The sequence below is a fragment of the Bacillus sp. FSL W8-0116 genome, assembly GCF_038003825.1.
In the GTDB taxonomy this organism is placed as follows: domain Bacteria; phylum Bacillota; class Bacilli; order Bacillales; family DSM-4216; genus Bacillus_O; species Bacillus_O smithii.
This window is the reverse complement of the sequence record NZ_JBBOPY010000001.1, coordinates 1,181,118-1,202,574: the sequence shown is the minus strand read 5'-3', so window position 1 is coordinate 1,202,574 and position 21,457 is coordinate 1,181,118. Positions and strand designations below refer to the sequence as shown.

Annotated in this window: 22 protein-coding genes; 16 read left to right on the top strand and 6 right to left on the bottom strand. The window is 39.6% G+C overall.

What is annotated here, in order from left to right; genetic code table 11:
- The first annotated feature begins 277 nt into the window (after window positions 1–277).
- Window positions 278–1,180 (top strand): LysR family transcriptional regulator, encoded by a 903-nt coding sequence (locus N1I86_RS05725; RefSeq protein ID WP_048622711.1) that lies wholly within the window; start codon window positions 278–280, stop codon window positions 1,178–1,180.
- Window positions 1,181–1,400: 220 nt separating this feature from the next.
- On the opposite strand, the gene N1I86_RS05720 is transcribed toward N1I86_RS05725, so the two are convergent.
- Window positions 1,401–2,627: an aminopeptidase gene (locus N1I86_RS05720; protein ID WP_341095385.1), complete on the bottom strand. Its 1,227-nt coding sequence runs from the start codon at window positions 2,625–2,627 to the stop codon at window positions 1,401–1,403.
- 131 nt (window positions 2,628–2,758) lie between these two features.
- On the opposite strand from N1I86_RS05720, the gene N1I86_RS05715 reads away from it, so the two are divergent.
- Window positions 2,759–3,118, top strand: coding sequence for a DUF488 domain-containing protein (locus tag N1I86_RS05715; protein WP_341095383.1), 360 nt, complete (start codon window positions 2,759–2,761; stop codon window positions 3,116–3,118).
- Here the strand turns inward: N1I86_RS05715 and N1I86_RS05710 are convergent, their stop codons facing one another.
- On the bottom strand, window positions 3,119–3,565 hold the full coding sequence (locus N1I86_RS05710; RefSeq protein WP_341095381.1) for an RrF2 family transcriptional regulator: 447 nt from the start codon (window positions 3,563–3,565) through the stop codon (window positions 3,119–3,121).
- A gap of 198 nt (window positions 3,566–3,763) precedes the next feature.
- Here N1I86_RS05710 and hmpA point away from each other — a divergent pair, with 198 nt between their 5' ends.
- Window positions 3,764–4,975 (top strand): NO-inducible flavohemoprotein, encoded by a 1,212-nt coding sequence (gene hmpA / locus N1I86_RS05705; RefSeq protein WP_341095379.1) that lies wholly within the window; start codon window positions 3,764–3,766, stop codon window positions 4,973–4,975.
- 114 nt (window positions 4,976–5,089) lie between these two features.
- On the opposite strand, the gene N1I86_RS05700 is transcribed toward hmpA, so the two are convergent.
- Window positions 5,090–5,959 (bottom strand): YitT family protein, encoded by an 870-nt coding sequence (locus N1I86_RS05700; protein WP_048622715.1) that lies wholly within the window; start codon window positions 5,957–5,959, stop codon window positions 5,090–5,092.
- A gap of 602 nt (window positions 5,960–6,561) precedes the next feature.
- On the opposite strand from N1I86_RS05700, the gene N1I86_RS05695 reads away from it, so the two are divergent.
- The 6 genes from N1I86_RS05695 to map all read left to right on the top strand — a co-directional run bounded on the left by N1I86_RS05695 (window position 6,562) and on the right by map (window position 10,571).
- Window positions 6,562–6,807 carry a hypothetical protein gene (locus tag N1I86_RS05695; RefSeq protein WP_270583044.1) on the top strand — a complete coding sequence of 82 codons (246 nt, stop codon included), beginning with the start codon at window positions 6,562–6,564 and terminating at the stop codon, window positions 6,805–6,807.
- A gap of 81 nt (window positions 6,808–6,888) precedes the next feature.
- Entirely contained in the window at window positions 6,889–7,281 is a 393-nt protein-coding gene (locus N1I86_RS05690) for a DnaJ family domain-containing protein (protein ID WP_270583045.1), read from the top strand.
- A gap of 171 nt (window positions 7,282–7,452) precedes the next feature.
- Window positions 7,453–8,256, top strand: coding sequence for a flagellar motor stator protein MotA (gene motA / locus N1I86_RS05685; RefSeq protein WP_003354685.1), 804 nt, complete (start codon window positions 7,453–7,455; stop codon window positions 8,254–8,256).
- Window positions 8,243–8,995, top strand: coding sequence for a flagellar motor protein MotB (gene motB / locus N1I86_RS05680; protein ID WP_270583047.1), 753 nt, complete (start codon window positions 8,243–8,245; stop codon window positions 8,993–8,995). Before motA ends, motB begins: the two co-directional genes overlap by 14 nt.
- Window positions 8,996–9,071: 76 nt before the next feature.
- The gene (locus N1I86_RS05675) at window positions 9,072–9,587 is read left to right on the top strand and encodes a type 1 glutamine amidotransferase domain-containing protein (RefSeq protein ID WP_003354688.1); all 516 of its coding nucleotides are present in this window, start codon (window positions 9,072–9,074) and stop codon (window positions 9,585–9,587) included.
- 210 nt (window positions 9,588–9,797) lie between these two features.
- The gene (gene map, locus N1I86_RS05670) at window positions 9,798–10,571 is read left to right on the top strand and encodes a type I methionyl aminopeptidase (RefSeq protein ID WP_003354689.1); all 774 of its coding nucleotides are present in this window, start codon (window positions 9,798–9,800) and stop codon (window positions 10,569–10,571) included.
- Window positions 10,572–10,586: 15 nt separating this feature from the next.
- On the opposite strand, the gene N1I86_RS05665 is transcribed toward map, so the two are convergent.
- Window positions 10,587–10,808 (bottom strand): DUF1128 domain-containing protein, encoded by a 222-nt coding sequence (locus N1I86_RS05665; RefSeq protein WP_040341556.1) that lies wholly within the window; start codon window positions 10,806–10,808, stop codon window positions 10,587–10,589.
- Window positions 10,809–11,043: 235 nt separating this feature from the next.
- Between N1I86_RS05665 and N1I86_RS05660 the strand changes: the two genes are divergently transcribed.
- Entirely contained in the window at window positions 11,044–11,514 is a 471-nt protein-coding gene (locus N1I86_RS05660; protein WP_003354691.1) for a low molecular weight protein-tyrosine-phosphatase, read from the top strand.
- A 12-nt stretch (window positions 11,515–11,526) separates the two neighbouring features.
- Window positions 11,527–11,892 carry a hypothetical protein gene (locus N1I86_RS05655; RefSeq protein WP_003354692.1) on the top strand — a complete coding sequence of 122 codons (366 nt, stop codon included), beginning with the start codon at window positions 11,527–11,529 and terminating at the stop codon, window positions 11,890–11,892.
- Window positions 11,893–12,123: 231 nt separating this feature from the next.
- Here N1I86_RS05655 and N1I86_RS05650 read toward each other — a convergent pair whose 3' ends face one another.
- A complete protein-coding gene (locus tag N1I86_RS05650; RefSeq protein WP_341095376.1) occupies window positions 12,124–14,088 on the bottom strand; it encodes a heavy metal translocating P-type ATPase in 1,965 nt (654 codons plus the stop codon).
- 544 nt (window positions 14,089–14,632) lie between these two features.
- Between N1I86_RS05650 and cax the strand changes: the two genes are divergently transcribed.
- The 5 genes from cax to pdaA all read left to right on the top strand — a co-directional run bounded on the left by cax (window position 14,633) and on the right by pdaA (window position 19,835).
- Window positions 14,633–15,685, top strand: coding sequence for a calcium/proton exchanger (cax, locus tag N1I86_RS05645; RefSeq protein ID WP_003354694.1), 1,053 nt, complete (start codon window positions 14,633–14,635; stop codon window positions 15,683–15,685).
- 223 nt (window positions 15,686–15,908) lie between these two features.
- Complete coding sequence (locus N1I86_RS05640) at window positions 15,909–16,709, top strand: YfkD famly protein (RefSeq protein WP_003354696.1); 801 nt, start codon at window positions 15,909–15,911, stop codon at window positions 16,707–16,709.
- 156 nt (window positions 16,710–16,865) lie between these two features.
- Complete coding sequence (locus tag N1I86_RS05635) at window positions 16,866–17,045, top strand: SE1561 family protein (RefSeq protein WP_003354697.1); 180 nt, start codon at window positions 16,866–16,868, stop codon at window positions 17,043–17,045.
- A 273-nt stretch (window positions 17,046–17,318) separates the two neighbouring features.
- Window positions 17,319–18,875, top strand: coding sequence for a fumarate hydratase (locus N1I86_RS05630; RefSeq protein WP_341095373.1), 1,557 nt, complete (start codon window positions 17,319–17,321; stop codon window positions 18,873–18,875).
- 171 nt (window positions 18,876–19,046) lie between these two features.
- A complete protein-coding gene (gene pdaA, locus N1I86_RS05625) occupies window positions 19,047–19,835 on the top strand; it encodes a delta-lactam-biosynthetic de-N-acetylase (RefSeq protein ID WP_003354699.1) in 789 nt (262 codons plus the stop codon).
- Window positions 19,836–20,829: 994 nt separating this feature from the next.
- Here pdaA and N1I86_RS05620 read toward each other — a convergent pair.
- Window positions 20,830–21,030, bottom strand: coding sequence for a helix-turn-helix transcriptional regulator (locus N1I86_RS05620; RefSeq protein WP_003354701.1), 201 nt, complete (start codon window positions 21,028–21,030; stop codon window positions 20,830–20,832).
- Window positions 21,031–21,457 lie beyond the last annotated feature (427 nt).

Here is a 21,457-nt window from a genome sequence, read left to right as displayed (position 1 = left end):
ATCGGTGGGCTTATGCGGATGATTTTTAAAAGTTGATTTTTTCGTCACCCGCGGATTTTGAGCTTTGAAGGTGGAAATTTTGCGGACGGTTAAAAGCAGGTAAATTTAAATTGTTTCTATTTTTCAGATAACAGTACTTATATTGTATATTTCTTTATTAATGCTAACAATATATAATTAAGAATAAAACAATCTAATTTTGATATTAATATAGTTTTTGCTTGATAGACGGGAATTTTACGACAGATCATGAAAAAAAGAAAAGGGGAGAAGAAGATTGGAACTGCGCCAAATTAAATATTTTATAGAAGTGGCCAAGCAAGAACATGTGACTGAGGCAGCCAATCAGCTTCATGTTGCTCAGTCGGCGGTGAGCAGACAGATCGCTCGGCTGGAAGATGAGCTCGGAGTCGTTTTGTTTGCCAGAGATGGTCGAAATGTCAAGTTAACTCATATAGGCAAAATTTTTTTAGAACATATTGAAAATGCAATGGAGGAGATCGACAAATCGGTTAAAGCAGTCAAAGACTACTTAAATCCAAAACAGGGAATGATCCGAATTGGTTTTCCTAATTCATTGGCCGCTAAAACGCTGCCGAGAGTAATATCCGCATTTAGAAAACAATATCCGGAGATTGGATTTAAATTTTGGCAAGGATCCAATAAGGAATTGCGAGGACTGGTGGAAAACGGGGAAATTGATTTGGCGTTTGTTTCACCGGTTCCGACGGATTCCAAAATAAACACCCATATTTTCTTTTCTGAAAGGATGAGAGCTCTACTCCCGTTTCATCATCCTTTGGCCCAAAAAAAAGAAATTCGGCTTTACGAATTGAGAAAAGAGCCATTCGTACTGTTTCAAACAGGTTACGATATGAGAAAAATGGTGATGGACGCTTGTCGGCAAGTAGGATTTGAGCCTGATGTCGCATTCGAAAGCGAAGATATCTATACGATAAAAGGCTTAGTGGAAGCGGGGCTTGGGATTAGTCTTCTACCGGAGTCAACGCTTGATGAACAATCCAGCCCTGAAACCGTGAGCATCACGGTGAGCGATCCGATCATAACCAGGACAGTAGGGGTTATTTACCCGAAAAGCCGAGATCTTCCGCCAACGGAAAAACTCTTTTTTGATTTTCTCAAACAATATTATGAACGGTTGAATCAATTTAGTTTTTAGGATGAAGGGGGAAAAAGAGAAAGGCTCTGTTCTTGGTTCCTTTTAATCAAGCGCCTTTCTGAAAGGCTGATCGCCGATTTGTTTAGGAAGGACGAAAATTTTGGATTCGAACAGAGCCTTTTAAATCCTATTAAAGTGGAGCAAGTTCATTCCATTAGATTCAGATTGAATGGAATCAAAGTTATTTTTAATAATGGAACGTTCCAATAAAGGAATTTTTTTAAAATGCCCAATTTCCATTGCGGAAAATCGGTTCGGTCTTTCCGTCTTTGGTGATGCCGTCAATATCCATGGATTCTGATCCGATCATAAAGTCCACGTGGGTGATGCTTGTATTCAGTCCGTTTTCTTCCAATTCCTCTTTCGACATTTGCTTCCCGCCTTCGATGCAAAAAGCATAAGCGCTTCCGATCGCGAGGTGGTTGGAGGCATTTTCGTCAAATAATGTATTGTAAAAAAGAATTCCCGATTCAGAGATAGGTGAGTGGTGGGGTACAAGCGCTACTTCTCCTAAATAATGAGATCCTTCATCTGTTTCTACCAGTTTCTTTAGTATTTCTTCTCCTTCTTTCGCTTTCACATCGACAATTCTTCCGTTTTTGAATGTAATGGTAAATCCATCGATAATATTTCCTCCATAGCTCAACGGCTTGGTATTAGATACATATCCATTGACTCCCGTTTTTTTGGGCGCTGTAAATACTTCTTCCGTCGGCATATTGGCCATAAATGCCACACCGTTTTCATTGATGCTTCCAGCTCCCACCCAAATATGGTTTTCAGGGAGCTCAATGGTCAAATCGGTGCCGGGTGCTTTGTAATGAAGCTTATGAAACCTTTTTTGATTTAAATATTCAACTTTTTCATGAAGAATCTTATCATGTTTTTGCCAAGCCGCAATGGGATCCGCTTGTCCAATTCTTACTGCATCAAAAATGGCTTCCCATAATTTTTCCACAGGTTTTTCTTCGTTTGGAAAAACTTTTTTGGCCCATGCTTGTGAAGCGGCAGCGATGACCGTCCAACTGACTTTGTCCGATTGAATGTATTGCCGGAACTTTGCCAGAGCTTGGCCGGCGGCTTTTTGAAAGCGGCTGATGCGATCAGGATCGACTCCTTTTAAAAGGTCGGGACTGGAAGAAAGTACGGAAATAAACGCCGCTCCTTGTTCAGCCAGTTCTTCTTTTTCTTTTGCCCGCCAAATCGGATAATCGTCGAACGCTTCATCTGGCGCCAGCTCATATTTCATTCGGGAGATGGCGTCATCGTGCCAATCGACATAGACATGTTTGGCGCCGGCTTCATAAGCTTTTTTGGTAATAAGCCGTACGAAGTCAGCCGCTTCTAGACCAGCATTAATGACGAGTGTTTGTCCTTTTTGAATATTGACGCCAACCTTTACTGCCAATTCTGCATATTTTTCTAATTTTGTTTGAAATAGTTCCATCTAATCCCCTTCTTTGCTAAAGTGTCCTCTTTATTGTATCAAGACTTTCAGTTGAATCAAAGCAACCCTCGTTTCCCGCTTTCGGTTGAGAAGAAACTGTGCCATAATGCCAATGGAAAGGGGGAATATTTTTGTTTCAATTGAAACGTGTTTACGAAGTGGCTTCAAAACAAGATGGGAAAAGAATATTGATTGACCGGCTGTGGCCGCGAGGGTTATCAAAGGAGAAAGCACAAATCGATGAATGGATGAAGGAAGTAGCACCAAGCCATGAATTAAGGAAATGGTTTCATCAACATCGAAGCAAATTTTTGGATTTTAAAGAAATGTATTGGAAAGAACTTCAAAGCGAAGATCGGCAAAACTCGATTTTAAAACTCGTGAAAATGGGTGAAAATAATACTGTCACATTATTATACGCTGCAAAAGAACCGGTTCGCAATCATGCAGTTGTACTGAAAGAGTTTTTGGAAAAACAGAGCGAAACGTAATTACGTTTCGCCCTGTTTCATAAAGTGTATTCGATAGCTTTTAGGGTCAGCGACCAAATCGGCCAGTGTATACTGATCTAAAACGTGAAGATAGGCGGCCAGGGCTTCGTGCAATATGTGCCGCAAAGTACAGACAGGGGATATCACACAAACATTATGGTCGGAATCAAAACATTCAACAATACGAAAATCTTCTTCTGTTTGTCTCACAACGGCTCCGATATTAATATCCTTTGGTTCCTTTGCAAGCCGTATTCCGCCATTTCGTCCGCGGATCGTTTTGATAATCCCCATTTTCCCTAGTCCGTAAATGATTTTCATTAAATGATTTTTGGAAATTCCATATACTTCGGAAATTTCTCGAATGCTGGACAGTTCATCATTGCCTTTGGCTGCTAAAAATATCAGAACTCTTAATGCGTAATCTGTATAAGAAGTAAGTCTCAATGACATCACCTAAACATTTTCATTTCTAAATTCCCTATTTCAAGGCAACTCTTAGTATCACTATATTATACCCCATTTGAATAAAAAACACTAAATGTGAACGTTTTATTAAAGATGTATTTTTGATATTGCTTTCAGCACTAATTCCCTCTATTTTAAAGATGCAAATAAAATACTTCTTTTCAGGAGATGAAAAATATGTTATCTCAAGAAACAATTGACATTGTGAAATCCACTGTCCCGATTTTGGAAAAAAGAGGAACAGAGATTACTTCTCATTTTTACAAAAGAATGTTTTCCAACCATCCGGAGCTGCTCAATATTTTCAATCATGCGAATCAACAGAAAGGCCGGCAGCAAACCGCGCTGGCGAATGCGGTACTTGCCGCTGCCAAGCATATTGACGAATTGGAAGCGATACTTCCGGCCGTGAAGCTGATTGCTCATAAACACCGCAGCTTGGGGATCAAACCGGAGCAATATCCGATTGTAGGCGAAAACTTGTTGGCAGCGATAAAGGAAGTGCTGGGGGACGCTGCAACCGATGAAATTTTGTCTGCCTGGGAAGAGGCATATCAAGAAATTGCGAATGTCTTTATAAAAGTAGAGAAGGAACTTTATGAAGAAGCAGAAAATCAAAAAGGCGGTTTTAGAGATTTCAAAGAATTTGAAATTATAAAAAAGGTGCCGGAAAGTTCTCTTATTACTTCTTTTTATTTAAAACCGAAAGATGGTTCGCCCGTTCCGTCCTATTTGCCGGGACAATATATTACGATTCGTTTGAGAATTCCGGGAGAAAAGTATTTGTTTAATCGCCAATACAGTTTATCTTGCGGTCCTTTTCATGATTATTTCCGCATTTCCGTGAAAAAGGAAGCTGATCATGAACCGTATGGAAAAGTATCCGTTTATTTGCATGAACAGGCCAAAGAAGGCGATGTGATCGAAGTGAGTGCTCCCGCAGGAGAATTTGTATTAAATAAGGAAGAAACGAATCCGGTTGCCATGATAAGCGGCGGCGTTGGCATTACTCCGATGATGAGCATGCTGGAAACGTTGGCGAGAGAAAACAGCAAACGAGAAGTAACGTTTATTCATGCTGCACGCAACGAAAAGGCCCGGGCTTTTTCAGACGAAGTCGATCGTCATATAAGCCGACTCAAGAACGGGAAATCTTATATCGCTTATTCATCGAAAGAAAATGAAAGCACTGTATGCGATCACCTTGGACATATCGACAAAGAGTTTTTGCAAAGAGTGCTTCCAAAAAACAGTATCTGTTACGTATGCGGTCCGGTTCCATTTATGCAGTCCGTTATTCAGCATTTAGCGGATATCGGGATTTCTGCGGAAAACGTCCGTTATGAATTTTTCGGTCCGGCGCTTCAGCTGGAAGTAAAAGCTATGTAACGTCTTCCCTGAACAGGCTTTGAGAAAAAGCCATTAAACGGAGTATACGCAGAAAAAAAGCGGAGTTCTTGCGTGGACTCCGCTTCTTGCCTTGATTGGGCATCCCGCTAGATGTTAGTGGACCCCTCTTTTTTTAAATTGTCCGCCTTTTACTTCCGCCACTTCACCGATGGCGAGAAAGGCGTTCGGATCAATTCGGTCGACGATTGATTTTAATTGCGCCTCTTCCAAGCGGTTGATGACGCAAAAGATGACTTTTTTGCCCGTTCCTTTATATCCGCCTTCCCCGTTCAAGTAGGTGACGCCTCGTCCTAAATTGGTTAAGAGCGCTTCTCCAATTTCGGTATCACGATCACTGATGATCCAGACAGAACGTGATTGCTCCAATCCTTCCACCACGATATCGATCATTTTGAATGCGATAAAGTAAGCAATAAGGGAATACATGGCATGATCCCAGCCGAAAACAAATCCGGCGCTTCCAAGGATAAAAATATTAAAGAACAAGACAATTTGTCCGACAGATAATGCCGATTTGCTGCTGATTAAAATCGCTAATATTTCTGTTCCATCGAGGGCGCCCCCGAACCGGATGACAAGACCGACCCCTACTCCGATCGTAATTCCCCCAAAAACGGCTGCTAAAAGGATATCGTCAGTAATACCGGCAACAGGAGTAAGCAGCGAAGTAAAAACGGATAGAACGATAATCCCGTATAATATGGAAATCGTAAACCTTTTTCCTAATTGTTTGTACCCGATGATAAAAAAAGGAATATTGAGAACAAACAGGAAAATACCCAGTTTTACATCTAATAGGTGGGACAAAATAATGGAAATGCCTGTAATGCCGCCGTCGATGATGTGATTAGGAACTAAAAAGATTTCCAATCCCACTGCCATTAAAATGGCGCCTAATGTAATAAAAATGCCGTTAATCAAAATAGATTTTTTGGATAACTTTTGGTATTCCACATTCTCCATTCGCATCTTTCCTTTCTATAACATTTATTTTTATAGGTTGTTTTGAAACTTTATTCATGCACGTCACCAATATATTGGAACGTTGCTTCGAATCAAGAATCATCTCCGAAATAGGCAGACAGCAGAGAAAAGCGGGAATAAAGGAAGTTTGAATGAACACCGAAATCATTCGGTAGGACAGAAGATTTTTAATGGGGAAACAGTATCCTTTTCTATAAAAGGGACAACTTTTCCATCATGCTGCCACTATATATACAAAAATGATGATTTGATCGTCTTCCAAGTGCTGCTCATTCTAAATGTGATAAATTAAAAGTGAAAAATATGAAACCTTTTTTTCATGAGGAAAATAAATGTGCAAAACTTGTGGACAATGATAGGGATCGAACAGATAAAACATGAATTACGTGCTCGTTAACATAAGTATACCATATTGATCCCCTATATTTAAAAAATTTGGACTTTCGACGAGTTTATTTTATTTTTAAAACTTTTATGCAACATGCAAGAATGCAGATGGAGGGGATTGGGCGATGTTTTTCGTTATGACGTGTAATCAATGGCAGTAAAAGACCTATTTCATAGATAGTGAGGGAAGTGATTTGACAACGGCAGTAGGTATTACATTATTAGTAGTAGGAATTGCTCTTTTACCGTTTGGAGTGATTTATTTTAAAGATAGCTGGAAGGAAATAAAAGAGTTATCTCCAAGCGCCAAAAAAACCGCAATATTTTTGGAAATACTGGATTTATTCACTGCACCCATTGGTGGTTCAACTTCTCTGCTTTTTCTTTCCTTAATATTTATTATCGGAGGTATAGGCTTGGTTTTTTTGGAATTTCTTTAATGGTAAAAAAGGATATTGCTGTGACAGAGCTCGTTCTTCGGAATGGAAAATATAGTACAAATTTAACACGGGGGAGTTTTAGTGGATTATTTTACTTTACTGGCGGAAGAAAAAATCAAGGCAGCTTACGAAAAAGGAGAGTTCGATGATCTTTCGGGGAAAGGGAAGCCGTTGAAAATGGACAGCATGGTGGAAATTCCGGAAGACTTGAGAATGGCTTATCGAATCATGAAAAACGCAGGATATATGGAGGAAGAAAAGGAGATTCGAAAAGAGTTTTTGACAATCGAAGAACTGATCCGGCAATGCCATGATGAACAGGAAAGAAAAAGACTGGAAAAACAATGGTCCCAGCGGCTCATTCAATACAATCAACTGCTTTCTAAAAGAAAAATAAAAACGAATTCGTCTCTATTTAAAAGATATGAGCAGAAGATCGAAAAAAGGATCATCGGATCAAACGGTAATTCTTGATGTAAAGAAGTCATAACTTTGGTTTAAACGTAGGAAAAAACCATCGTGATTTCAATGAATTGTCCTTTTTGCGTTAAGGTTTGTCAAATTTAGTCGATATTAAAAATAGCAGTACGTTCATTGGCGGTCCATGACAATAGAAATAGAAATTTAGTAAATAGGGTGAGAATGATGGATAAGACAACAATTATTGGAGTAATACTCGGAATTATTGCCATCGGAGTCGGTATGGTGCTTAAGGGGGTCAACGTTTCGGTATTAGCGAATCCTGCCGCTTTTTTGATCATTATTGCAGGGACTATAGCTGCTGTGACCATCGCTTTTCCAACGAACGAAATAAAAAAAGTTCCAAAATTGTTTGCGATTATTTTTAAAGAGCAAAAATTAATGAGTCGGCTTGAGGTGATTCGTTTGTTTTCGGAGTGGGCGGAAATTGCCCGCAGAGAAGGTCTTCTTGCCTTGGAAGCAAGACTGGACGAGATAGAAGACCCTTTTTTGAAAAACGGTTTGAGTCTGGCCGTCGACGGCCAAAATGCCGACTATATCCGCGATGTCTTAACAGAAGAGATTGAAGCAATGGAGGAACGCCACAAAGTTGGAATTTCCATTTTTTTGCAGGCGGGTACATATGCTCCTTCGCTTGGGGTGCTTGGAGCGGTAATCGGATTAATAGCTGCCCTCGGAAATATGTCGGATACGGATGCATTAGGGCATGCCATTTCGGCAGCATTCGTGGCTACCATGTTAGGGATTTTTACCGGATATGTATTGTGGAATCCATTTGCCAATAAATTAAGACGAAAATCGCAGCAAGAAGTTCAATTAAAAGAAATGATGATAGAAGGAATTTTATCGATCATCGAAGGAGAGGCCCCTCGCACTATTGAACAAAAATTGTCTTCTTTTTTGCCTCAAGAGGAACGAAAGAATATGATGATGGAAGCGGAAGGTGTCGGTCAAAATGGCGAAGCGTAAAAAAAAGAATGACGATGAGCATATGAGCGAATCTTGGCTGCTTCCTTATTCGGACTTATTAACTTTGCTTTTGGCGCTATTTATTGTCCTTTTTTCCATGAGCGCGGTCGATGCGAAAAAGTTTCAAAAATTTGCTCAGACTTTTAATGATATATTTCAAGGCAGCACAGGGGTCATGGATTTTTCCGATACGATTCAAACTCCGGTTCCGTCCCCCGACGGTAAGGCGAATAAAGATGACATTCTGAACAAAAAAGATGAAAAAGAATTAAAACAAGTAGAGGGAAGAATCAATCAATATATCGAAAAAAAACATTTGACGAATAAAATTACCACGTCCTTGACAAGCGAGGGACTTTTGTTGAGAATTCGAGATAATGTATTATTCGACTCCGGAAAAGCGACCATTCGGAAAGAGGACGTTCAAATGGCTAGAGAACTGTCAAATTTACTTGTCATGAATCCTCCTCATCAAATCATTATCAGCGGACACACCGATAACGTTCCGATTAAAACGGCTTCATTTGAATCCAACTGGGAATTAAGCGCTATGAGGGCCATCAATTTTATGAAAATTCTTTTGGAAAATCCGAAATTGGACCCGCGCCAATTTAGTGCCAAAGGATACGGCGAATACCAGCCGGTTGCAGACAACTCTACCCCGGAAGGAAGGGCTAAAAACCGACGCGTCGAAGTACTCATTATGCCGATCAATCAACAGAAGAACGTACAGCAATAAGCATAATGTTTGTTTAATAAACAAAAGAAGGGGTACAATAAATATCGGATAAAGTCGTAAAGGAGGAGAACAAACGATGGGTAAAAAAATTGCCGTATTGGTAACAGATATGGTGGAAGACTCTGAGTACACTGAACCTGTAAAAGCCTATAAAGAAGCAGGCCATGAAATTGTCAATATTGAAAAAGAAAAAGGGAAAACGGTAAAAGGCAAACATGGCGACGCTGTTATTACGATCGATGAAAGCATCGATAACGCGAAAGTGGAAAATTACGATGCTTTGTTGATCCCGGGAGGATTTTCACCAGACATATTACGTGCCGATGACCGGTTTGTTCAATTTGTTAAAGATTTTATGGATTCTAAAAAACCGGTATTTGCGATTTGCCATGGTCCACAGCTCCTCATCACGGCGAAAGCTCTGGAAGGAAAAACGGCTACTGGCTATAAATCCATTCGTGTTGATATGGAATACGCCGGCGCTCATTATAAAGATGAAGAAGTGGTTGTAAGCGACAACCAATTAGTAACGAGCCGGACACCAGACGATATTCCGGCGTTTAATCGCGAATCCTTGAAACTTTTGCAATAGAACATTTTTACGACATGAAGAAGGCATTAGTCAAGGGTTTGACTTGCTGACACGACGAGAAATGATTGTGTCAGCGAGTCAAACCCTCCATTTTTTTTGTAAAAGTAAAGAAAAAAAACATATAATAAACATAGAATATTGAAACATATCATTGTGCGTTTCCTTAAACTTGAGAAATGAAACGGAGCAAAAAAGAAAGGTAGGATTTTCATGATCGTATTGAAATCTCCACGTGAGATTGAAAAAATGCATGAAGCGGGAAAGCTTCTTGCTTCCACCCATAAAGAAATAGCTAAACTGATTAAGCCGGGAGTGACAACTTGGGACATTGAAGTTTTCGTGGACGAATATTTGAAAAAACACGGAGCGACACCGGAACAAAAAGGATATCGTGGCTACGAATATGCAACTTGCGCGAGCGTCAACGATGAAGTATGTCATGGATTTCCCCGGAAACAAGCGTTAAAAGAAGGAGATATTGTCACGATTGATATGGTGGTCCGGTTAAACGGCGGGCTGGCAGATTCGGCTTGGTCTTATGCTGTTGGAGAAGTCGATCCACAAACCCAAAAATTATTAGATGTAACGAAGACAGCGTTATATAAAGGAATCGAACAGGTGAAAATAGGAAATAGAATTGGAGATATTGGCCACGCTATTCAAACTTATGTGGAGGCGGAAGGTTTTTCTGTCGTTCGAGATTTTATCGGCCATGGAATAGGTGCGGTCATTCATGAGAAACCGGATGTTCCTCATTTCGGCTTCCCTGGAAAAGGTCCGCGCATAAAAGAAGGGATGGTCTTTACGATTGAACCGATGGTGAACATAGGCCATTGGGCAACGAAAATGGACGCTAATGGCTGGACGGCTAGAACAATGGATGGATCGCTGTCTGCTCAATATGAGCATACGATCGCTGTTACAAAGGACGGAATTCTCATACTAACCGATCAAGAGGAAGAAAAAACTGCCGGCTCCCACTAAACCGGCAGTTTTTCCTTACTTTCTCAAATATCCGAGTTCTTCCACAATCGCTTGCATCTCATTAGGGCTGAAATGATTTTTTCTCTGTACTAGTTCATAAATTTCTTTTAGTTCTTCATATTTGTCGGAACTAAAATTAGTAGATTTTAAAGCATCACCGTTGACCATTTTTAGCTTTTCTTTAATCTTTTCCACCATAAACTCAATATTTTCTAATGTGTTTTTTGAGAGATCCACTTGATCCATCCTTTCCCTTTTCGGCTAGTACTTATTCATATATTTTCATGTTTTTTCATTCCTGTCAAACCGAGCGAGAAGAGACAGGATCTATGGTTTGAAAGCCGAAAGGTCGCTTTCGATCGTGTTCTATGAACAATGACAAAGAAATACCACTATTTCTTTGTCGTTTTTCAATGAAAAATTTTGTAGAATAATGATAATACCATTTGCTTTAAAGAAAGGAAGGGTTGGATTGATTCACGTCTTGTTTGTCTGCTTAGGAAATATTTGTCGTTCTCCCATGGCTGAGGCGATGTTTCGCGACATGGTAAAACGAGAAAAGTTAGATCAAAAAATTGCGGTTGACTCAGCCGGCATCGGCGGCTGGCATATCGGAGAATCTCCTCATCATGGAACGTTGTCCATATTAAAAAAATATCAAATTAACCATGAAGGGCTTGTCGCCCGCCAAGTACAGCGAGAAGACTTAAACAAATTCGATTATATTGTGGCGATGGATCAAAGCAACGTGGATGATTTACATAAGCTTGCTGGAGATGCTTCCACTACACACATCATTCGTTTGCTTGACTTAGTGGAAGAATCTGAGCAAAAGGATGTGCCTGATCCTTATTTCACCGGTAATTTTGAAGAGGTTTATGAGTTGATCAAAAAAGGCTGCGACCGTCTGCTTGCGCTAATTAAAAAGGAACATAACCTTTAAGGGGGTAAAAAAATGGGGAGAAATAAATTCTTTGTAGGAATGTTTATCGGTGCTGCCGCAGGGGCTGCTGTCAGTTTATTGGACAAGTCCACACGCTCTAAAATGTCTAAAGTGTGCCAATATGTTGTCCAAATCGCAAAAGATCCAAATCGCATCATTTCTTCCACTAAGGAGATAGTAGAAAAAGCTAAAGAAACGGTCAAACAAGTGAATGAAGATGTTGGCTTTATCCGTGAAAAAGTGGAGGATCTTCGTGATTTAACACCGCAAGTGAAGGAATTGCTGACGGAAGCAAAAGATACGTTTTTGCCTGAAAAAAAGGATGCATCCTATCAAGACATCCATAACGAAAAGGAAACGACGGAAAGCGGAAAGTAGTGGACTATGGTTGGGATCGGTGCGCTGAAGGGTATCTGGATGAAAAGGTCATGAAAGGCTCTTGAACGGTCAAAAAGATAACAGAGAGCAATAAGCGAACAGAATGATAAAGCCGGAGCTGCTGAACCTGAAAATCCGCTTGATCGATTCCATAACTTCAATACGTTTTATGCAGCAACTCATAAAAAAAGGGGAGCGTTTTGGCCGCTCCCCTTTTCGATTTCTCGTTTTTTAATAAGCTTTTAATTCTTGTGCTTCGAACGCTTTTTCTTTTGGAGATTTCAAAAGCCGAAGCCCGTTTAAAATCACTAAGATCGTGCTTCCTTCGTGACCGATCACTCCGAAAGGAAGATCGAGAATTTGAAGGAAGTTGGAGCAAATTAACAACATAATGACTGCGATCGAAAAGACGATATTTTGTTTTACGATTTTATTCATTCTTTTGGAAAGCTGAATCGCATTGGCAATTTTGGCTAAATCATTTTTCATCAAAATAATATCAGCCGTTTCAAGCGCTGCGTCTGTTCCTTCTCCCATGGCAATTCCAACGTTTGCGGTTGCTAAGGCAGGGGCGTCATTAATGCCGTCGCCAACCATTGCGACCGTCCCGTATTTTTCCATAATTTTTTTCACATAGTCCGCTTTGTGCTGGGGCAGGCATTCGGCAATATAACCGTCTAAGTGAGCTTCTTTCCCGATGGTGTACGCTGTTTTATCGCTATCTCCGGTCAACATAATCGTATAAATTCCTTCTTGGCGCAGAAGATCAATGGCTTTTTTGGCATCGGGCCGAATGCTGTCTTTCAAAGCTAAGAGAGCAGCAATTCCGTTCGAATCGCGGACAAAAACGACGGTTTTTCCTTCTGACGCCAACTCTTTTGCTTTTCCATTTGCGAAAGAAAGCGCCTCATCCTTACCGACGAATTCCGCTTTGCCGATTTTCCATTCTTCGCCTCCCATCGCTGCCTTTACACCAGAACCGGCCACGTCTTCCAATTGGTCTACTTCTAAAAGCGGAATTTCCTTGTCTTCGGCAAATTTTACGATAGCCTGTGCAAGCGGATGATTCGATTGATTTTCAATTGAAGCGGCCATTTGAATAAGACGCGCTTCTTCTAAGCCGTTCCGGACAATGATGTCTGTTACTTCCGGTTTTCCTTTTGTCAGCGTACCGGTCTTGTCAAATGCGATTGCTTTTAAATGGCTTAAATTTTCTAAGTGAACACCGCCTTTTACCAAGATTCCGTTCCGGGCGCCATTAGAAATAGCCGCAAGAGTAGCGGGCATAATGGATGCGACTAGGGCGCACGGAGAAGCGACAACTAAAAGAACCATTGCGCGATAGAACGTTTCATTCCAACTCCATCCAAACAAATAATGAGGTAGAAACATCATCAGCAAGACAACCGCCAACACGACTTTGACATAGTGCCCTTCGAATTTTTCAATAAAAAGCTGTGAAGGTGATTTTTCGCTTTGAGCAGATTGGACAAGCTCAATGATTTTTTGGAATAGAGTTTCATTCGATCGTTTCGTAATTTCAACAGTAATGGAGCCATTGATATTGACGGTTCCGGCAAAAACTTCTTCACCCAGTTGTTTCGTTACGGGCATGGATTCCCCAGTAATCGCCGATTCATCTACAGAAGAGCTTCCCTTTACGATCCGGCCGTCAGAAGGGATACGTTCACCCGGTTTCACGATAATCAAGTCGCCGATATTAAGACTGGAAACGGGAACTCTTTCTAAATTTCCGTTGGTGATTCGCCACGCTTCTTCTGGCTGCAGATCCATTAAGGAAGAGATTTCTTTTTGGCTTTTATTCATGGTATACGTTTCTAAAGCTCCGCTGACAGAAAAAATAAAAATTAAAACAGCTCCTTCTGTCCAGTATCCGATGCTCGCTGATCCGATGGCTGCAACAATCATTAATATTTCTACATTTAATTCTTTATTTTTTATGGTTTCTTCAATGCCTTCTTTTGCTTTGGCAAACCCGCCGATAGCAAACGCCAGCAGGTAGAGCACACTTGGAACCAGTCCGGCATGATTATTTTCCGTTATCCAAGCTGCTAAAATAAGCAAACCGCTTAATAAAGCTGCCATTAATTCAAGATGCGGTTTCAGTTTCTCCAACTTCGCCATTTTCGTTTGAACGATTTTTTTATTTGTCAAAGCATTCGCATCTGCGCTCATCGTGACCCTCCTTGTTTAATTGAAAATAAACTCTTTTTAATTGAGAATAATAATCACCTTCATTATATTGATAATAGCATTAAAATAAGTAATATAAGGTGATTAATATATTTTTTAAATTAAAATTATTATAATGTAGCTATATATTAACATATATTGTTTCAGATGTGAAGAATAAAAACCAGAAAGATTTCTTATATTGAAAAAGCGGGATAGAACTCATTCCAGAAAAAGAACTTTCGATTCGGAAAAAGGGGTTGCATCTTCTTTACAAGCAATGAAATTGAAAATAATGAATAGTGATAAAAAGGCAAGACAAAAAAATTTGATGTATAATGTATAAAAATGGTATATTCAAAAATGTTATGAAAAAGGGACTAAAAGCTTAACGGCTTTCATAAGAAGTGAAAAAATTTATAATAGAAACTTGGAAAAACATCTGACAAGCCTTTTTAGCGTTTTGCTTAAGACCAACCTTCTTGGAAAAATTCAATACCGGATTCCTGTACTCGTGAAATTATTTAGAAAGAAATGAGGTTTGTTTATGAATAAGATTTTTGCCATTATGGTATTTGCCGGGGTTCCTTTGTCCGTTATAGGGGCTCTGCTTCATTGGCCAGCTGTCATGATGTTTGTCGTTTATTGTTTCACCATTATTGCATTGGCCAGTTATATGGGCAGAGCGACAGAAAGTTTGGCCATTATTGCCGGGCCCAGAATTGGCGGACTTTTAAATGCGACATTTGGAAATGCCGTTGAATTAATTATTTCTATTTTTTCTTTAAAAGCGGGTCTTGTTGAAGTTGTATTGGCTTCTTTGACTGGTTCGGTTTTAGGAAATCTGCTTTTAGTTGCCGGGCTTTCCTTTTTTTTAGGGGGACTGAAATTTAAAAGGCAAAAGTTTAATGTGTATGACGCCAGACATAATTCCGGGCTGTTAATGTTTGCTGTCATTGTGGCCTTTGTTATCCCGGAAATTTTTTCATTAAAGATGACTGGAGACAAAACTTTTTCATTAAGCATTGGGATTGCAGTAATCATGATTCTCTTGTACTTGGCTGCCTTGTTCTTTAAATTGGTTACTCATCGCGGAGTGTATCATTCCACACAAGAAAGTCAAGAAGAGCATGAAGAGCCGGAATGGAAAAAAGGGAAAGCCATGGTTATATTGGCGTTGGCGACGATTGCAGTGGCTTACGTTTCTGAAAATCTGGTACATACATTTGAAGTTGTGGCGGACAAATTCGGCTGGAGTGAATTGTTTATCGGGGTCATTATAGTCGCCATAGTCGGAAATGCAGCGGAGCATGCTTCTGCCGTTCTTATGTCCATGAAAAATAAAATGGATATCGCAGTGGAAATTGCCATCGGCTCTACACTCCAAGTAGCTATGTTTGTAGCGCCGATATTGGTGCTTGCATCGATGTTTTTTGAACATTCTATGCCGTTAATCTTTACGTTGCCAGAATTAATTTCCATGGTCACGGCCGTCTTGTTGACGATTGTCATCCAAAACGACGGAGAGTCGAACTGGTTTGAAGGGCTGACATTAATAGCCGCCTATTTCATAATGGGAATAGGATTTTATTTGCTGTAGCGAACAAAATCTGGTATGGAAGAATAAGCAGTGATTAAAAATTCTATTTTTATGAAAGAGATTGGTCTATTCTCAAACGCTGACAATTAGTCAGCGTTTTTCATTTTCATAAGCTTTTTTACCTATAATAGCCGTTCTCTTTTTTCTTGAAAAAGGGATAGGAAAAAGAATATGGGAAACTCTATAAAAAAGTAGACATCGAAGAGAAGGGAGTAAAGCATTCATGAAAGTGTACCGCATTGTCCTGATAACTTTCTTTCTATCCCTGTTCACCGTAACGGCTGCGGAGGCGGCCAAAAAAAGCGATAATCGGCATTATCAAATGCCTTCATCTGTGATGAATATAGCGAAAGAAAACACCTATCCGAACCCGACGCAAGATCTCCCATCTTTGCAGCCAAGCGAATTTACGAAGGATTTGCTGAGTACATCTAAAGTGAAAATTGAAAATCCCGATTTAATTCGAATGTTGAATGAAACATCCATTAACAAAACACCCTTTGCTATCGGATTGAGAGCCACTATTTATTTGGGGGAATGGCCTCTGAATTATGAATCGAGCGAAACGGTTCCCAATTGGGAATATCAAAAAATCAATACGAATTATTTTGATAACCGCGGCGGTAATGCCAATTACAAAATCCATTATGTACAGGAAATGCAAAAACAGATCAAAGGCGGTTTAACCGCTAAAATTCCTCATGCAGATGATGTTCAAAAAATGATGATGCTGACTGCGGCACAAAAAACAAAACTTCCACTTTCATTTTCAACAACTATTGGAGCCGGTACGAAAAAAAGCCAGGTTTATAATATCCCGGCACAAAGGCTTGGCTATTTATATGCATACGCACCCGCGGTGAATGAAAAAGGAAAAGTTACGTATGGAGAAGTATTTATTGTACTGAAAGGAATGAAAAGATCGATTGTTGTCAAGAATGTAACCTCACAAGGAATTGGAGCGTGGATTCCCATTCAGGACCATGTGACGTTTGCCTTCGTCACATCGAGCGAACCTAAATAGAAAGAATAATGAAGGCCAGAACCAAAGCAGGAGGATGAACCATTATCATCCGCTTGTGTTAGGTGTCTGGTCTTTTGTTGGAAACAGGGTTTCTTGCGATGCAAATTGCTTTTTTGAAAAAGCTTGATTATGATAAAAAAGAAGGGAGAGAAAATAGTGGGGAAAACAATTTATGATACAAATAAACAGCTGAGCTATTTAAAAGAGAGACTGAACATGTTTTTGACGGTATTGGATTCATTGGAACCAGAATCAACGGATATTGAAGATATCGATCGATTAATTCAAATCGTCGAGGAAATAGAAGAAAAATACAAGCAGTTTCGTGACAGATAGCAGCCGTTTTTTTTTTTCGGCTGCTTGATTTATTTTAAGGGATAGGTTCTTTTTTCCACTTATGAACGTTTCACCCATTTAGTGCTGCATGAAAAAAGAAGAGCTTTGCAAGGCATCTTTCGTGACTGCAAGCACGGCGTTTCCATAAACTTTTTTGTAACCGATTCCATATTTGTCTTTTCAACCTTCAGCTCACAAAGTATAATGATAGGGGGAATTTTTTGTCTATTTTGTCAATACATATTTTTTGCAGTAAAAGGGAGAGGGGAAAACATGGATTTCGAAAAGTTTAAAGAGAGTATGTACCAATTGATTGTAGAGACTTCCACTAATTTGCCAAAAGATGTCCGCCGAGCCATTTTGGCTGCTAAAAGGAAAGAAAATGCCGGTACAAGAGCGGCTATGAGCTTAGCTACTATTACCCAAAATATTCAAATGGCCGATGACAATGTTTCGCCTATTTGCCAAGATACGGGACTGCCTACTTTTAAAATCAAAACACCAGTCGGAGTGAACCAAATCAAGTTAAAACAGGCGATTTATGAGGCGATCGAACAGGCGACAAAAGATGGGAAATTGCGTCCTAATTCGGTCGATTCCTTAACGGGCAAGAACTCCGGAAATAATATTGGAGCCGGGACGCCTGTCATTAAATTCGAGCAGTGGGAAGAAGATTATATAGATGTCCGTTTGATTTTAAAAGGCGGCGGATGCGAAAATAAAAACATTCAATACAGCCTGCCTTGTGAATTAGAAGGATTGGGAAGAGCGGGACGTGATTTGGACGGTATTCGTAAATGTATTTTGCATGCCGTTTATCAAGCTCAAGGACAAGGCTGCAGCGCCGGATTTATTGGAGTCGGAATCGGAGGAGATCGTTCATCCGGATATGATTTAGCGAAAGAACAATTATTCAGACCGGTGGATGATGTCAATCCGAATGAAGATTTGCGCAAGCTGGAAGAGTATATTATGGAAAATGCTAACAAGCTAGGAATCGGAACGATGGGATTTGGAGGAGAAACGACTCTCCTTGGCTGCAAAATTGGCGTCATGAACCGAATTCCTGCCAGCTTCTTTGTTTCCGTGGCTTATAACTGCTGGGCATTCCGCCGTCTCGGCGTTAAGATTGATCCGAATACTGGAGCCATTTCCGAATGGTTGTATCAAGATGGAGAAAAAGTCACTTTTGAACTATCGGAAGCAGAAAAAGAAACGGCAGCATCTAATGAAGATTCATCGAAAAGAAAAGTCGTCACTTTAGAAGCGCCGATTACGGAAGAACAAATACGCCAGCTGAAAGTAGGGGACGTTGTTCAAATTAACGGTATGATGTATACAGGCCGTGATGCCATACACAAATACTTAATGGATCATGATGCACCAGTTGATCTAAACGGTCAAATCATTTATCACTGCGGTCCGGTCATGCTGAAAGATGACGAAGGAAATTGGCATGTCAAAGCGGCTGGTCCGACTACTTCGATTCGCGAAGAGCCTTATCAAGGAGACATTATGAAAAAATTTGGCATCCGTGCCGTGATCGGAAAAGGTGGCATGGGACCGAAAACGTTGGCGGCGTTAAAAGAACATGGCGGCGTATATTTGAATGCTATTGGCGGTGCTGCGCAATATTATGCGGATTGCATTCAATCAGTAGAAGGCGTGGATTTAATGGAATTTGGCATTCCTGAAGCCATGTGGCATTTAAGAGTGAAAGGATTTACAGCCGTTGTCACGATGGATTCCCACGGAAATAGCTTGCATGAAGATGTGGAGAAATCTTCATTGGAAAAATTGGCGCAATTGAAAGAACCAGTATTTCAATAATCCTAGTCGGGAGGGTGGCTTTTCGTCATCCTCTTTTTTTATTTTACAACTTACAGAAAAAGGAATGGAAAAGTCGGCATGAATCCTTTTTTTTCACAAAAAATAGGCAAGACAGATCCTATATTTCATGGCAGGAAAGCAACAAGAAATACGTTGTAAAGGAAGGATAACATGCGAAGACGTACGCTGATAGTATGGATAAGCGCGCTTTTGCTGGCATGTTTCATGGCGACGCCTGCATCGGCGCTTTCTAATCAACCCATTCACTGGGGATTTAAAAAAGCTCAAAACGGAAAACCGGCAGAAGCGGGACAGGAATATGACGAGCTGTTGGCCAAGTACGGCAGTTATTATAAAGGGCCAAGCAACAAAAAAATTCTTTATTTAACGTTTGATAATGGATATGAAAATGGCTATACAGCTCAAATTCTAGACGTGCTCAAAAAAGAACATGTGCCGGCCGCCTTTTTTGTAACAGGCCACTATTTAAAAACAGCCCCCGAACTGGTGCAAAGAATGGTGAAAGAAGGGCATATCGTTGGAAATCATTCTTGGAGCCACCCTGACTTAACGCAAGTGAGCGACGAAAAACTAAAGCTGGAATTAAAGAAAGTAAAAGAGGAAACAGCCAAATTGACGAAGCAAAAAGAGATGAACTATATGCGTCCACCGCGGGGGATTTTAAGTGAGAGAACATTGGCTTTGGCGAAAGAGGAAGGATATACCCATGTTCTTTGGTCGCTTGCATTTGTCGACTGGCAGACCAATAATCAAAAAGGGTGGAAATACGCCTATCAAAACATCATGGCTCAGGCTCATCCGGGCGCGATTTTATTGCTTCATACTGTATCGAAAGACAACGCAGAAGCTTTAGAAAAAGTCATCCAAGATTTAAAAAAAGAAGGCTATCAATTTAAAAGCTTGGATTATTTAACAAAAAGCCAAAACAAAAAGAAGTGATCCCATAACCCCCACCAGCAGCGGACTATGATCGGGATTGAGTTGGCTCTCGCAAACCATATTTTTGGGGAGGTGTCGTCCATAAATTTGGATAGAAGGACTGGTTGAAATAACCACCCTATAAATATGGTAAGTGTTGGAAATGCCTAAACTGTTTAGAAATGATCTCGGTATTGAACCGGGGTCATTTTTAAATTCCTTTTGACAACAACCATGATGATGCTTTTGACTGCTTTAATGCTTACAGTTTCACATCTTTTAGATTTTACTTCACCCTTTAAATAGCAGAATAAGAATTCAGTTGAGCATTATCCCGACCATTTCCTTTCTAAATATTTGATGAATCCCCTCATTTATTACTTTATATTGAAAAAAGGGATAATTGTAATGGAACCCTTTTTTTGAATGAAGGAACGCTTCAGGGCAAATTGATTTGAATATAGCTTCTTTAAGTTTTTCTAAGGTTCTAAAAACAATATCTATCTATAAAGAAGCGGATAAATAATGGGTAAGTATCTCATTTGTACTTCCATTGAATACAGGATAAATAGTCTGTTTGACCATATGCATATATAGATAAGACATTTTTTATCAAAGGGTTCGCCTCATAGGTAAATCGCCAACGATCTAAGCATTATTAACAGTTTTTTATTTTGAATACATAGAAAAACCCGAATAAGGAGCACAGTTTTCATTCTTGTCCAATATTCGGGTTATGGTTCATCAATCAACACCTTTTTTTATTTAATAAACAGTTTATTCAATTAACTGAAGGGGATAGGTTAATGTTTTCTACATTTTTTTCTTAAAAATTCGCAATGAAATAAAGAAAATGATAACGCCTACGCACAAAATGATAAATTGTATTCCTGGTTCTCCCTTAGTTATGACATCATAAAAAGTCCATATTAATAGAGCTAAGGAATAGAAATAGGATAAAATTTTTGTCGATTTATCAGCTTGATATCGTTCCATTTCATCCGCTTTCCTCATTTTATTTTTCCCTCCCATATAAAAATAACTCATCTACAGTGGTATTGAGGACTTTGGATAACTTAAATGCTAACTCTAAAGTTGGATCATACTTGTCATTTTCAATGGCATTTATAGTTTGCCTTGTTACATTACATTGTTCAGCTAATTGGGCTTGAGATAGCATTTTTTGTTCTCGAAGCAATCGAATTCGATTCTCCATCACGTTAACCGTCCTTTTTTTATAATACTTAATACTTGTTATGTCAAAAGTTTTTGACATATTTATTATATAATTTTCAGACAAAAGTGTCAAAAGTTTTTTGCATGATTGAACGAAAGGCTTGGGTTAGGATGTCCTCTTTCATATATATCAATACTTAGTTTTTTCTTTACATGGGTAAGATAAAGAGGAAGTCGAAAAAGAAATACAGAACGTTTGCGCAGCCATTGATGTATCTCTAAGTAAGTAGGAGACGATATAACAACATAAGGTTAATTATGAACAACTAAACTACACACGAGTCGATGTTTGATAAGGTCGATTGTTACATTAAAGCTTTGCCACCGAGGCAACCATTTTTAAATAATAACTTTCATTCTTTCTTCGAGAGGCCACATTTCTTTTTCTTTCTACCGTCAGTTGGATC

What these genes read in the sequence shown, in the direction of transcription:
- N1I86_RS05720 (WP_341095385.1), bottom strand. Translation starts at nt 2,627, where the DNA reads ATGGAACTATTTCAAACAAAATTAGAAAAATATGCAGAATTGGCAGTA.
- hmpA (WP_341095379.1), top strand. Translation starts at nt 3,764, where the DNA reads ATGTTATCTCAAGAAACAATTGACATTGTGAAATCCACTGTCCCGATT.
- N1I86_RS05700 (WP_048622715.1), bottom strand. Translation starts at nt 5,959, where the DNA reads ATGGAGAATGTGGAATACCAAAAGTTATCCAAAAAATCTATTTTGATT.
- motA (WP_003354685.1), top strand. Translation starts at nt 7,453, where the DNA reads ATGGATAAGACAACAATTATTGGAGTAATACTCGGAATTATTGCCATC.
- motB (WP_270583047.1), top strand. Translation starts at nt 8,243, where the DNA reads ATGGCGAAGCGTAAAAAAAAGAATGACGATGAGCATATGAGCGAATCT.
- N1I86_RS05675 (WP_003354688.1), top strand. Translation starts at nt 9,072, where the DNA reads ATGGGTAAAAAAATTGCCGTATTGGTAACAGATATGGTGGAAGACTCT.
- map (WP_003354689.1), top strand. Translation starts at nt 9,798, where the DNA reads ATGATCGTATTGAAATCTCCACGTGAGATTGAAAAAATGCATGAAGCG.
- N1I86_RS05655 (WP_003354692.1), top strand. Translation starts at nt 11,527, where the DNA reads ATGGGGAGAAATAAATTCTTTGTAGGAATGTTTATCGGTGCTGCCGCA.
- N1I86_RS05650 (WP_341095376.1), bottom strand. Translation starts at nt 14,088, where the DNA reads ATGAGCGCAGATGCGAATGCTTTGACAAATAAAAAAATCGTTCAAACG.
- cax (WP_003354694.1), top strand. Translation starts at nt 14,633, where the DNA reads ATGAATAAGATTTTTGCCATTATGGTATTTGCCGGGGTTCCTTTGTCC.
- N1I86_RS05640 (WP_003354696.1), top strand. Translation starts at nt 15,909, where the DNA reads ATGAAAGTGTACCGCATTGTCCTGATAACTTTCTTTCTATCCCTGTTC.
- N1I86_RS05630 (WP_341095373.1), top strand. Translation starts at nt 17,319, where the DNA reads ATGGATTTCGAAAAGTTTAAAGAGAGTATGTACCAATTGATTGTAGAG.
- pdaA (WP_003354699.1), top strand. Translation starts at nt 19,047, where the DNA reads ATGCGAAGACGTACGCTGATAGTATGGATAAGCGCGCTTTTGCTGGCA.
- N1I86_RS05620 (WP_003354701.1), bottom strand. Translation starts at nt 21,030, where the DNA reads ATGGAGAATCGAATTCGATTGCTTCGAGAACAAAAAATGCTATCTCAA.